Annotated in this window: 11 protein-coding genes and 2 tRNA genes; 9 read left to right on the top strand and 4 right to left on the bottom strand. The window is 61.3% G+C overall.

Features of this window, described 5'->3' with window-relative positions:
* Positions 1-113: 113 nt before the first annotated feature.
* On the bottom strand, positions 114-788 hold the full coding sequence (locus CLU93_RS03210; protein WP_071078510.1) for a Smr/MutS family protein: 675 nt from the start codon (positions 786-788) through the stop codon (positions 114-116).
* 7 nt (positions 789-795) lie between these two features.
* Entirely contained in the window at positions 796-1,749 is a 954-nt protein-coding gene (gene trxB / locus CLU93_RS03205; protein WP_099759970.1) for a thioredoxin-disulfide reductase, read from the bottom strand.
* Positions 1,750-1,964: 215 nt separating this feature from the next.
* Here trxB and CLU93_RS03200 point away from each other — a divergent pair, with 215 nt between their 5' ends.
* The 3 genes from CLU93_RS03200 (at position 1,965) to CLU93_RS03190 (ending at position 6,381) form a co-directional block, all read left to right on the top strand.
* Positions 1,965-4,325 (top strand): DNA translocase FtsK, encoded by a 2,361-nt coding sequence (locus tag CLU93_RS03200; protein ID WP_099759969.1) that lies wholly within the window; start codon positions 1,965-1,967, stop codon positions 4,323-4,325.
* Between the two features lie 6 nt (positions 4,326-4,331).
* Positions 4,332-4,988: an outer membrane lipoprotein chaperone LolA gene (gene lolA, locus CLU93_RS03195; RefSeq protein WP_257224860.1), complete on the top strand. Its 657-nt coding sequence runs from the start codon at positions 4,332-4,334 to the stop codon at positions 4,986-4,988.
* A gap of 73 nt (positions 4,989-5,061) precedes the next feature.
* Entirely contained in the window at positions 5,062-6,381 is a 1,320-nt protein-coding gene (locus CLU93_RS03190) for a replication-associated recombination protein A (RefSeq protein ID WP_099759967.1), read from the top strand.
* Positions 6,382-6,383: 2 nt separating this feature from the next.
* On the opposite strand, the gene CLU93_RS03185 is transcribed toward CLU93_RS03190, so the two are convergent.
* Together CLU93_RS03185 and CLU93_RS03180 are read right to left on the bottom strand one after the other, a co-directional pair.
* Positions 6,384-7,136: an NAD-dependent epimerase/dehydratase family protein gene (locus CLU93_RS03185; protein ID WP_099759966.1), complete on the bottom strand. Its 753-nt coding sequence runs from the start codon at positions 7,134-7,136 to the stop codon at positions 6,384-6,386.
* Positions 7,133-7,423: a DUF2917 domain-containing protein gene (locus CLU93_RS03180; RefSeq protein ID WP_099759965.1), complete on the bottom strand. Its 291-nt coding sequence runs from the start codon at positions 7,421-7,423 to the stop codon at positions 7,133-7,135. The genes CLU93_RS03185 and CLU93_RS03180 overlap by 4 nt, the downstream gene beginning before the upstream one ends.
* Before the next feature lie 180 nt (positions 7,424-7,603).
* Here CLU93_RS03180 and CLU93_RS03175 point away from each other — a divergent pair, with 180 nt between their 5' ends.
* From CLU93_RS03175 to hisC, 6 genes are all read left to right on the top strand, one after another.
* Complete coding sequence (locus CLU93_RS03175) at positions 7,604-9,025, top strand: aminotransferase-like domain-containing protein (RefSeq protein ID WP_099759964.1); 1,422 nt, start codon at positions 7,604-7,606, stop codon at positions 9,023-9,025.
* 149 nt (positions 9,026-9,174) lie between these two features.
* Positions 9,175-9,378 (top strand): hypothetical protein, encoded by a 204-nt coding sequence (locus CLU93_RS03170; RefSeq protein ID WP_099759963.1) that lies wholly within the window; start codon positions 9,175-9,177, stop codon positions 9,376-9,378.
* 146 nt (positions 9,379-9,524) lie between these two features.
* Positions 9,525-10,814, top strand: a complete 1,290-nt coding sequence (gene serS, locus CLU93_RS03165) for a serine--tRNA ligase (protein WP_099759962.1) — start codon at positions 9,525-9,527, stop codon at positions 10,812-10,814.
* 78 nt (positions 10,815-10,892) lie between these two features.
* Positions 10,893-10,982: transfer RNA gene (locus CLU93_RS03160), tRNA-Ser, on the top strand.
* Positions 10,983-11,251: 269 nt separating this feature from the next.
* Positions 11,252-11,341 (top strand) — tRNA-Ser (locus tag CLU93_RS03155).
* A 221-nt stretch (positions 11,342-11,562) separates the two neighbouring features.
* Positions 11,563-12,618 carry a histidinol-phosphate transaminase gene (hisC, locus tag CLU93_RS03150; RefSeq protein WP_099759961.1) on the top strand — a complete coding sequence of 352 codons (1,056 nt, stop codon included), beginning with the start codon at positions 11,563-11,565 and terminating at the stop codon, positions 12,616-12,618.
* The last annotated feature ends 44 nt before the right edge of the window (positions 12,619-12,662 follow it).

The raw sequence follows: 12,662 nt of genomic DNA, 5'->3' as shown, positions 1-12,662 counted from the left end.
GCTAAGCAGGAAATAATTGTCACAGGTTAACATGACACGGCCCCGAATGGTGACAAACGGGGCCGTGCGCGTGGGCTAACTTGTTACTGAATTGTAATTTCTTGCTGCGGTGCTCAGCGGATGGGCTGCAGGGCGGAAGAAAGCAATACGACAAGGGCGCCATCGCCCCCTTCGGAGCGGCGCGCCTGGCAAAAGGCGATGACTTCATCCTTTTGCACGAGCCAGCTGTGCACCATCGATTTCAAGACCGGTTCCTGGCCTTTCGAGCCAAAACCCTTGCCGTGGATCACGCGCACGCAGCGCAGCTTGCGCCGCGTTGCCTGGTTCAAGAAGGCGCCGATGCCGTCGCGCGCCTCGTCGCGGCGCAAGCCGTGCAAATCCAGCTCATCCTGGATGGGCCAGTGGCCCTTGCGCATCTTTTTCACCACGTCCGGTCCCACGCCGGGGCGGGCGTAGTTCAGGGCCGGATCGTTTTCCAGGTAATGGTCGACCTCGAACAAGTCCGACAGCGACTCGCGCAGCACGGCTGCATGGTCCTCTTCGGGCGTCAGCTTGCGTGCCGGCTGCTGGGCCGCCATGGCGCCCGCCTTGGGCAGGCTGGGCACGTAGCGGTCCGACTCGGGCAGGCGCTTGACGCCGCCGATGCTGGCCTTGAACAGATTGCTTTCCACGGCCTGCACCTTGACCTGCTGGGCGCGCTCAGCCGCGGCTTGCGCGCGCGCATCGGCCTGCTCCTTGAGCTGCTTGCTGACCGCTTTCAGGTCGGCAAAGTCTTTCATCGACGCCATGCGACGCTTACTCCTGGCCTTCCAGGTAGCGCTGGGCGTCCAGTGCTGCCATGCAACCGGTGCCAGCGCTGGTGATCGCCTGGCGGTAGATATGGTCTTGCACGTCGCCGGCGGCGAACACGCCCGGCGCGCTGGTGGCGGTGGCCATGCCTTCCAGGCCGGTTTTCGTCTTGATGTAGCCGTTGTGCATGTCCAGCTGGCCTTCGAAGATGCCCGTGTTCGGTTTGTGGCCGATGGCGATGAACACACCGTGCACGCTCAATGCTTCGACCTTGCCGTCGATGGTCGACTTGATGTTCAAGCCCGTCACGCCGCTGTCGTTGCCCGTCACTTCTTCCAGGGTGTGGTTATATTTCAACACGATCTTGCCTTCGGCAACCTTGGCGTTCAGGCGGTCGATCAAAATGGCTTCGGCGCGGAACTTGTCGCGGCGGTGGATCAGCGTGACTTTATTGGCGATGTTCGACAGGTACAGCGCTTCTTCGACGGCCGTATTGCCGCCGCCGACAACGGCTACTTCCTGGTTGCGGTAGAAGAAGCCATCGCAGGTGGCGCAGGCGGACACGCCCTTGCCCATGAATGCCGCTTCGGATGGCAGGCCCAGGTATTGCGCGGATGCGCCCGTGGCGATGATCAAGGTGTCGCACGTGTATTCGTGGCTGTCACCCTTCAGGCGGATCGGCTTTTCGTTGAGGAAAGTGGTGTGGATATGGTCAAACACGATTTCCGTATTGAAACGCTCGGCATGCTGGAGCAAGCGCTGCATCAGGTCCGGGCCTTGCACGCCCATCGGGTCGCCGGGCCAGTTTTCCACGTCCGTGGTGGTCATCAACTGGCCGCCCTGTTCCACGCCGGTGACCAGCATCGGGTTCAGGTTGGCGCGGGCGGCGTAGACGGCGGCGCTGTAGCCGGCTGGGCCGGAGCCGAGGATCAAAACGCGGGCGTGTTTGGTAGTGGTCATGGGAGGCTTCTCTATGAGTGGGGTCTGTCCGAATTGGGGGCATACGCGCGAAGAACAAGGGCGTATTGCGCTTGCGCAAGCAATCCACGATTATAGACCAAGCCGCCTGTAGCGACGAATCGTGGGGCCGTCCCGGGCATATATGGCTTAGAATACTTCCTTATTATGGGAAATTCCCTTTCAGAAACATTTATCACCTTGCAGCGCTTCCCAGAATGACTAAACCAGCCCAGGCCAATCAAAATAGCTACACCCGTAAACCGGTCGAACGCCGGCCTCTGCCGAACCGGCTGGTGCGGCTGCTGTCCGAGGCGCGCTGGTTCGCGCTGGCCGCGTTTGCCCTGTATTTCGTGCTGATACTGGCCAGCTTCAACAAGCTCGACCCGGGCTGGTCGCACGCGACCTCCGTCGACAAGGTGGCCAACCTGGGCGGCAAGCTCGGGGCAACCTTTTCCGATTTGTTGCTGTATATCTTCGGCTTTTCCGCCTGGTGGTGGTGCATCTGGCTGCTGCGCACGGTATGGAATGGCTATCGCCGCCTGAGTAAGCGCTTCCTGCTGGAAGAGGAAGAGGTGGAGCGCGAACACCATGTCGAGATGCTGATCCGCATCGTCGGCTTCTCCATCATGCTGATCGGCAGCATGGGCCTGGAATACCTGCGCATGGCGAAAAGCCTGCACGTGCAGCTGCCGCGCGAGCCGGGCGGCGTGCTGGGCCAGCTGGTGGGTCACTCGGCCCACGTGGCCTTCGGTTTCACGGGCGCCACTTTATTACTGTTGCTGCTGTTCGGCCTGGGTTTCAGCCTGTTCTTCCACGTTTCCTGGTTGCAAGTGGCCGAACGCATCGGCGGCGCCATCGAAGACGCCTTCAACTGGTTCGTGCTGCGCTACCAGGATCGCGAAGACCGCCGCCAGGGCGAAGTGGCCGCCGTGCGCCGCGACGAAGTGGTGGTCATCGAACGCGCCAAGCATGTGGAAAAGCATGTGGCCGCGCCGCCCGTGAAGATCGAGCCGCAGGTGGTGACCGTGGTGAAATCGGAGCGCGTGGAAAAGGAGCGCCAGGCGCATCTGTTTGACACCCCCGGCGACGGCAAGCTGCCGCCACTGTCCCTGCTCGATGAGGCGCCGCCCGTGGTGGAAACGGTCTCCGTGGAAACGCTGGAATTTACGAGCCGCCTGATCGAAAAGAAATTGTCGGACTTTGGCGTGGATGCCAAGGTAGTGGTCGCTTACCCCGGCCCCGTGGTGACGCGCTATGAAATCGAGCCGGCCACGGGCGTCAAAGGCAGCCAGATCGTGGGCCTGGCGCGCGACCTGGCCCGTTCGCTGTCGCTGACGTCGATTCGTGTGGTGGAAACCATTCCTGGCAAGAATTACATGGCGCTGGAATTGCCGAATAGCAAACGCCAGATCGTGCGCCTGACGGAAATCCTCGGCTCCAAGGTCTACAACGATGGCGTGTCCAGCCTGACGATTGCGCTGGGCAAGGATATCGCCGGCAAGCCCGTTGTGGCCGATCTGGCCAAGATGCCCCACTTGCTGGTGGCCGGTACCACCGGTTCCGGTAAATCCGTGGGCATCAATGCGACGATTTTGTCGCTGCTGTACAAATCCGATCCGCTCGACGTGCGCCTGATCCTGATCGATCCGAAGATGCTGGAAATGTCCGTCTACGAAGGCATCCCGCACTTGCTGGCGCCCGTCGTGACCGACATGCGCCAGGCGGGCCACGCGCTGAACTGGGCCGTGAACGAGATGGAACGCCGCTACAAGCTGATGAGCAAGATGGGCGTGCGTAACCTGGCCGGCTACAACGCGAAGATTGCCGACGCGAAAAAGCGCGAAGAACACATCCCGAATCCGTTCAGCCTTACGCCGGACTCGCCGGAACCACTGGATAAACTGCCGACCATCGTCATCATCATCGACGAGCTGGCCGACTTGATGATGGTGGTGGGTAAAAAAGTCGAGGAATTGATCGCGCGTATCGCGCAAAAGGCGCGCGCCGCCGGTTTGCACTTGATTCTGGCCACGCAGCGCCCATCTGTAGACGTGATTACGGGCCTCATCAAGGCGAATATCCCCACGCGTATCGCCTTCCAGGTCTCGTCGAAGATCGACTCGCGCACGATTCTCGACCAGATGGGCGCGGAAGCCTTGCTGGGCATGGGCGACATGCTGTACATGCCGCCCGGCACCGGCTTGCCGATGCGCGTGCACGGCGCGTTTGTGTCCGATGAAGAAGTCCACCGCGTTGTCAGCTATTTGAAGCTGCAGGGCGAACCGAACTACATCGAGGGCATCCTCGAAGGCGGCACCCTGGAAGGCGATGGCGCCGAAGGCGGCGCGCCGGGCGAGGGTGGCGGCGAGGCCGATGCCCTGTACGACCAGGCGGTGGCGGTGGTGCTGAAAAACCGCCGCGCCTCGATTTCGCTGGTGCAGCGTCATTTGCGCATCGGCTACAACCGCGCCGCCCGTCTGCTCGAGCAGATGGAGCAGAGCGGGGTGGTATCAACCATGCAATCCAATGGCAACCGGGAAATCCTGGTGCCGGCGGCGAGTAGTGAACAAGGGTAAAACAGAATGAAGAACACGACTTTCGCAACAAAAATGATCATCGGCGCGGCCAGCGTCGCCTGCAGCCTGCTGTTCGCCGCCAGCGCCTCGGCCAGCGCGCTGGAGCAGTTCAAGAGCTTTGCCGCCGGCACCAAGTCGGCCAAGGGCGAGTTCGTGCAGCGGCAAGTCAAGAAGGCGGACGCCAGCGGCAAGGCGAAAGTATCGACCCCCGCCAGCGGCACGTTTGAATTCGCCCGTCCAGGCAAGTTCATCTGGACCTATCTGAAGCCGTACGAGCAATTGCTGCAAGCGGATGGCGACAAGCTGTATATCTACGACAAGGACTTGAGCCAGGTGACGGTGAAGAAACTGGGCGACGCGCTCGGTTCCTCGCCAGCGGCCATCTTGTTCGGCAGCAACGACCTGGAAAAGAACTTTACGTTGGCCGAAGCGGGCACGCGCGATGGCCTGGAATGGCTGAAAGCCACGCCGAAAGCCAAGGACACGACGTTCGATGAAATCACCATCGGCCTGCGCAATGGCGTGCCGGAAGCGATGGAATTGCGCGATTCGTTCGGGCAGACATCGGTGCTGGCGTTCAAGAATTTTCAGAAGAATCCAGCGCTATCTGCCAATCACTTTAAATTTGTCATGCCCAAGGGCGCGGACGTCATCAACAATTAAGACTGTCGCGCGTTGCGTATGAGCCAGCCTCGCAGCGATGCGGGGCTTTTGCATTCTTATTAGGTAACTCATTATGGCGGATCTCTTTTCCACCGCACCGCGCCAGCCGCTGGCCGAAGCCTTGCGGCCTGCTACCCTCAACGAAGTCATCGGCCAGACGCATTTGCTGGGCGTGGGCAAGCCGCTGCGCCTGGCGTTCGAGGCGGGCAAGGCCCACTCGATGATCTTGTGGGGGCCGCCCGGCGTGGGCAAGACCACCCTGGCGCGCCTGATGGCGAATGCTTTCGACAGCGAATTCATCGCCCTGTCGGCCGTGTTTGCCGGCGTGAAAGATATTCGCGCAGCCATGGACCAGGCGCGCCACAGCCTGGACCAGTTCGGCAAGCACACCTTGTTGTTCGTCGACGAAATCCACAGGTTTAACAAGTCGCAGCAGGATGCCTTGCTGCCCTTCGTCGAATCGGGCCTGGTGACGTTCATTGGCGCGACGACGGAAAACCCCAGTTTCGAAGTCAATTCGGCGTTGTTGTCGCGCGCGCAAGTGTATGTGTTGAAATCGCTCGACGAAGACGAGATGAAGCTGCTGCTGGCCAAGGCGCAATCGACGGCGCTGACGCACCTGACATTTGACGAGGCGGCCGCTGACACCCTGATCGGCTACGCGGATGGCGATGCGCGCCGCTTTTTGAATTTGCTGGAACAGGCCGAGACGGCCGCCAGCTCGACGGGCACGACGACAATCGACGCGGCCTTTGTCGACAATGCGCTGACCCTCAATTCGCGCCGCTTCGACAAGGGCGGCGACAATTTCTATGACCAGATTTCCGCCCTGCATAAATCCGTGCGCGGCTCGAACCCGGATGCGGCCCTGTACTGGTTTTGCCGCATGATCGATGGCGGCGCCGACCCGCGCTATCTGTCGCGGCGCATCGTGCGCATGGCCTGGGAAGACATCGGCCTGGCCGACCCGCGCGCCTTGACCATGGCCAACGACGCGGCGGCAACCTATGAGCGGCTCGGTTCGCCCGAAGGCGAGCTGGCCCTGGGCCAGGCCGTGATCTATCTGGCCATCGCCGCGAAAAGCAATGCCGGCTACAACGCGTTCAATACGGCCATGGCCTTCGTCAAGAAAGACAAGTCGAAGGAAGTGCCCGTGCACTTGCGCAATGCGCCGACCAAATTGATGAAGGAACTCGGTTACGGCCACGCCTACCGCTACGCGCACGACGAACCCGATGCGTATGCGGCTGGCGAAACCTACTTCCCGGATGGCATGGCCGAGCCGGGCTGGTACCAGCCCGTGCCGCGCGGCCTGGAAAGTAAAATTGCCGATAAACTGGCCTGGCTGCGCGAGCTGGACAGGAAAGCAGGAAAACCAGCAGGCAAGGGCTGAGGCTATAAGCCCAGCAAGCTGAAACCGTCATCCTGCGGCGCGTAGCCGACCAGCTGGCGCGTCGCTTCGATGGCCAGCCGCTTGTAGCGGTTGTCCGACACCCCATGCACGACGTGGTAGCCGGCCGGCACTTGTGCACTCACGCAGCGCGCCAGCAGCTGCACCACGTCGCGCTCGCTGATGAAGGCGGCGATGTCGCGCGCGCTGTGCTGCTGACCTGGCGCAAAGTGGGCCACGTTGGCGATGCGCACGGCGATCGCCGTCATGCCATGCTGGTGCGCGAACGCGGAAGCCACGCCTTCGCCGAAGGCCTTGCTGGCGCCATACATGTTGGCGGGCCGGGCCGGCATGTGCTCATGCACTTGCATATCGAGCGGATAGCCCTCGATGGCTTGCGCGCTGCTGGCAAACACCACTCTTTTCACGCCCTGCGTCTGTGCCGCACGGAAGATGTTGTGCGTGCCGATGATGTTCGGCTGCAGCAATTGCGCATCGAAATCGGCGCTGGCGTGCGGCATGCCGGCCAGGTGTAGCACGACATCGGTATCCATGCAGGCGGCCAGGCAGGCGGCATAGTCGCCCACGTCGAGCTGCATGGACGGGCAGGGCGCTTCGGCTAGCTTGCCTGTGTGTAGGTCGGCCAGGCGCAGGGAAAATTCCCCGTGCCGGCGCTTCCAGAAAGCGGTGCCGATGATGCCGGCGGCGCCCGTGACGAGGACGCGCAAAGGTGCTTGACGCAGTGATTCTTTAGTCATGTATTCCCTGTGTTCAGTGTGTGAGGCAGTGCCAGGTTCAGCCAGCGCAGCAGGGCGGGCCGGGGTGCGGCTGTGCCATGCACGCGGATGCGTCCGCTACCCACGGCTTCGACCAGCACCAGGCCATCATTCGGTATCGTGTAGCGTTCGCCGCTGCGCAGCACGCAATCGTCGAACTGGGCGTAGGCCGTGATCCAGGCCGTGCCGGACAGGCATTCGATGACCCTGGCGTGCGCTTTTTCCAGGCGCAGGGGGCGTTCGCTGCGTAATTCGTGGTCGGTATGCATGGCATCGCTCCTGTTGTGCTGACAGGAACAGCTTAGGCGCTTGCCTTAAACCATGACAGATGCAGGAAAACGAAATTGTGATGATCACAGTGCCCCTTGCCGTACACTGTGCTTGTCAAAAAATCGGGCAACTGTATCTGTGCGTGCCGCGCGCGGCAGCCGCATACTGAAGGGATGAACATGAGCGCGCATTTGAATCTGTATGAGCACCTGGCCAACGAGCTGGGCGCCCTGATCGACGCGCGCGTGTTTGCGCCCGGCGACCGCCTGCCATCGATCCGCCACCTGGCACAGCAAAAACGCATTTCCGTCAGCACGGTGATGCAAGCCTTGCGCCTGATGGAAGACCGGGGGCAGGTCGACGCGCGGCCCCAGTCCGGCTATTTCGTGCGCCACCGGGCGCCGCGCCGCCCGTGCAGTGCCGACGCCCAGCATTTGAAGGAGCCGGCTTTTGTCGGCATCAATAATCTGCTGATGCGCGTGCTGAAGGACAACGAAACATCCGATATCGTGCAGCTGGGCACGGCCTGGCCGCCGGACGAAATATTGCCGATCAAGCGCATGCAGCGCACCATCAGCTTTGTCGCGCGGCGCGAGCCCGCTTTGTTGAGCAAGGTCAGCTGCTACGACGTCAGCGAAGGCAATTTCTTGCGCCAGGTGACGCGCCGCGCGCTGGACTGGGGCAAGCTGGACCCGCACGAGATCGTCGTGACGAATTCCTGCACGGAAGCGATCAGCCTGTGCCTGCGCGCCGTGGCCAGGCCGGGCGACACCATCGCCATCGAGTCGGCCACGTATTTCGTGCTGCTGCAGATGATAGAAAGTCTGGGCATGAAGGCGCTGGAAATTCCCACCGATCCGAAGACGGGGCCGTCGCTCGATGCGCTGGAGCTGGCCTTGCGCGCCGGCCTCGTGCAAGCGTGTCTGTTCGTGCCGAACGCTAACAATCCGCTCGGCTGCGTCATGCCGGAAGCAAACAAGAAGCGGCTGGCGGGCCTGCTGTCGGAATTCAATATTCCGCTGGTGGAAGATGATGTATATGGCGACCTGTGCTTTGCGCCGCAGCGTCCCTGGCCCGTGAAGGCCTATGATACGAGCGGCAACGTCTTGCTGTGCTCCTCGTTTTCCAAGGCGATCACGCCCGCCTCGCGCGTCGGCTATGTGCTGGCCGGGCGCTTCGCGCAGGAAGTGGCCTTGCTGAAAACCGTGTCGAGCGGCGCCACCAGCCATTTCTTCCAGGCCGTGCTGGCCGATTTTTTGGAAGGCAGCAGCTACGACCAGCAGCTGCGCAAGATGCGGCGCACCCTGGTGCAGCGCATCGCCCGCATGTCCGACGCCGTGGCGGCCAGCTTTCCGGCCGAGTGCATGCTGTCCGAGCCGCAGGGCGGCTTCGTGCTGTGGGTGCAGATGCCGCCGCAAGTCGATGCGCTGGCCCTGCATGGCCAGGCCATTGCCGACGGCGTGGCGTATATGCCGGGCCAGCTGTTCTCGGCCTCGGGCAAGTTCAGCAATTATCTGCGCCTCAATTGCGGCAATGCGTGGACGCCGCGCATCGAGCAGGCGATTGGCCGCCTGGGCCGCCTGGTGCATGAGGCCTTGTAACTATTGTTTGCGTTTCAGTGCCTGTTTTTCACCGTTCGCTCCCTGTTTTTCGCCGCTGGTCGCAAGCCGGTGGCGTTGTTTGTCGCCGTTGGCTAAAGTACCATCATACCAGCAGCAGTCAACGACGCAAACCAACCAGGAGTAACATCATGCACGCACTGAAAAACATGGAAATCACCTTTGTCGCCGCCGCCATCATCGCCATCGGCGCCAGCTTCGCCACTGCCGGCGCGAACACCGTGGAAGTGAGCGCCAGCAGCACCTTGATCGCCCAGGCTGCCGACAGCACGATGCCTGTCGTCACCGTCAGCGCCCGCCGCCTGACCGCTGCCGAAAAAGCCGCGTTCATTTAAGCAATAAGCTGAGCGAAAAATGTAAAGCGGGCGCGAGTGCCCAGCCACACTGCCATGACGATGGTGGACCGTGCGCAAAACTCATCGAAGTGAACAGGGTCTTGGTACAATGAGTGCTTTCGATACATCGGCACCGCCATCCACCCATGATAGATATCCAACTTCTCCGTAAAGACATCGCCACCGTCGCAGAACGCCTGGCGACGCGCAACTTCCCGCTCGACGTGGCCGGTTTTACCGCCCTCGAAGCCGAACGCAAGGCGATCCAGACGCGCACCGAGGAACTGCAGGGCAAGCGCAATGCGCTGTCCAAGCAAATCGGCATGTTGAAAGGCAAGGGGGAAGACACCTCGGCCGTGATGGCGCAAGTGGCCGGCCTGGGCGATGAGCTGAAAGCTGATGAAGCAGCGCTGACCCTGGTGCAAGCCAAGCTGAGCGACTTCATCATGGCCGTGCCGAATTTGCCGCACGAATCGACGCCAGCGGGCGAAAACGAAGCGGGCAACGTGGAAGTGCGCAAGGTCGGCACGCCACGCACTTTTGACTTTGAAGTCAAGGATCACGTCGACGTGGGCGGCCCGCTGGGCCTCGACTTCGAAGTGGCCACCAAACTGACCGGTTCGCGCTTCTCCGTCATGAAGGGCGGCATCGCCCGTCTGCACCGCGCGCTGGCGCAGTTCATGCTCAACACGCACGTGGACGAGCATGGCTACACGGAATGCTATACGCCGTACATGGTCAACGCCGACTCGCTGCGCGGCACGGGCCAGTTGCCGAAATTCGAAGCCGATCTGTTCTCGGTGAAAAAAGGCGGCGCGGAAGGCGAGGGCGAGACCTTCTACCTGATCCCGACGTCGGAAGTGACGCTGACCAATATCGCGCGCGATGAAATCCTGGCGCTCGATCAATTGCCCCTGAAAATGACGGCCCACACGCCATGCTTCCGCTCGGAAGCGGGCAGCTACGGCCGCGACACGCGCGGCATGATCCGCCAGCACCAGTTCGACAAGGTGGAAATGGTGCAAGTGGTGCATCCGGACACGTCGTACCAGGTGCTCGATGACATGGTCGGCCATGCGGAAGCGATCTTGCAACGCCTGGGCCTGCCATACCGCGTGATGTCGCTGTGCACGGGCGACATGGGTTTCGGCGCCACCAAGACCTTCGACCTGGAAGTGTGGTTGCCGGCGCAAAACACCTATCGCGAAATCTCGTCCCTGTCGAATTGCGAAGCCTTCCAGGCCCGCCGCATGCAGGCGCGTTTCCGCAACGCCGCCGGCAAGCCGGAACTGGTGCACACCCTGAACGGCTCCGGCCTGGCAGTGGGCCGCACCCTGGTCGCCGTGCTGGAAAACTACCAGCAAGCAGACGGCAGCGTCGAGATCCCGGCCGTGCTGCGTCCGTATATGGGTGGCCTGACGCATTTGAAGGCTTAAAAATAGTCCTTTTCTTTTTGTTGCGGGCTGCTATAATCTTGCCTTCTCGCAGCAATGCGAGGAAAGACCGCAGTAAATGGAGAGGTGGCAGAGTGGTCGAATGTACTTGACTCGAAATCAAGCGTACGTTAAATCGTACCGTGGGTTCGAATCCCACCCTCTCCGCCAGAACAAATAGAAAAAGCTCCCGCAAGGGAGCTTTTTTTATTTGTGCCGGCGAAGAGGAGCAAGGCGCCTGCGCGCCTTGCGCGTGGGATTCGAAGCTCCGCGCATATTTGCGCGGGGCTCCCCGAATCGTCCATATAGGTTTTGGTTTTAATTGCCAGCCCCAAGTTGCAAATCGCCAATAAACCCCTACCCAACCCAACAATCCCCATGCTAAAATAGCGCCTCGTTCAAACCGGCACGCCAGTTTGAATGAATAGACCGCAGTAAACGGAGAGGTGGCAGAGTGGTCGAATGTACTTGACTCGAAATCAAGCGTACGTTAAATCGTACCGTGGGTTCGAATCCCACCCTCTCCGCCAGAATACATAGAAGAAGCTCCCGCAAGGGAGCTTTTTTTATGCCCACCACATATGCAAGCCACCAGCGCAACAAGGCAGGTAGAAAAACCGCCCAAAGCGCGCAGCGCAAGGCGATTTTTCCTCCATTCAGGCAGTAACTCCCAGCGCCCCCGCCACCTTGATCTACCTCTGCCATGGTAATCTACCGTATCCCCATCCTGCCCCCATACCAAAGCAAAGCAATGAGCCGATTCTGGAGCAACATCGTCAGCGAGCTGACCCCCTACATCCCGGGCGAGCAGCCGAAACTGCCCGACCTGGTGAAACTCAACACCAACGAAAATCCCTACGGCCCGTCGCCGAAGGTGCTGGCCGCGCTGCACGAAGCAGCCAACGACAGCCTGCGCCTGTACCCGGACCCGTCCGCCAGCGAATTGAAGCAAACCCTGGCCGACTACCACGGCTTGACCAGCGCGCAAGTGTTTGTCGGCAATGGTTCCGACGAAGTGCTGGCACTGGCCTTCATGGCCTTGCTCAAGCACGATGCGCCACTGCTGTTCCCCGACATCAGCTACAGCTTCTATCCCGTGTATTGCAAACTGTATGGCATCGATTACCGCACGGTAGCGCTCGACGACGCCATGCGCATCCGCCCGGAAGACTATCAGGGGCCGTGCGGCGCCATCATCTTCCCCAATCCCAACGCGCCCACGGGCGTGGACTTGCCGCTGGCTGGCGTGGAAGCGATGTTGCGCGCCCATCCCGACGCCGTGGTGGTGGTCGATGAAGCGTATGTGGATTTCGGCGGGGAAAGCGCCGTGGCCCTGGTCGAGCGTTATCCGAACTTGCTGGTGGTACAGACGTTCTCGAAATCGCGCTCCTTGGCCGGCTTGCGCGTGGGCTGTGCCTTCGGGCATGCGGACTTGATCGAGGCGCTGGAAAGAGTCAAGAACAGTTTCAACTCGTATCCGCTGGACCGGCTGGCGCTGGCAGGCGCCGTCGCCTCGCTGCACGACGAAGCGTATTTCCAGCAGACGCGCCAGGCCGTCATCGCTAGCCGCGAACAGCTGGCGGCGGACTTGGTGGCGCTGGGCTTCGAGGTGCTGCCTTCGGTGGCCAACTTCATCTTTGCCCGCCACCCGCAGCATGACGCGGCGCAACTGGCGGCCGGCTTGCGCGCCCGCTGCGTCATCGTGCGCCATTTCAATGCACCGCGCATCAGCCAGTATCTGCGCATCAGCATCGGCAACCCGGCCGAGTGTGCAGCCTTGATGGCCGCATTGCGCGAAGTGCTTTGATCTTGCGCAAGGTAATGTAACAATAATCGGATTCATACCTCGAC

Origin of the sequence: Janthinobacterium sp. 35 (assembly GCF_002754575.1) — a bacterium.
GTDB lineage: Bacteria > Pseudomonadota > Gammaproteobacteria > Burkholderiales > Burkholderiaceae_D > Janthinobacterium > Janthinobacterium tructae.
This window is presented reverse-complemented; position numbering and strand designations above follow the sequence as displayed.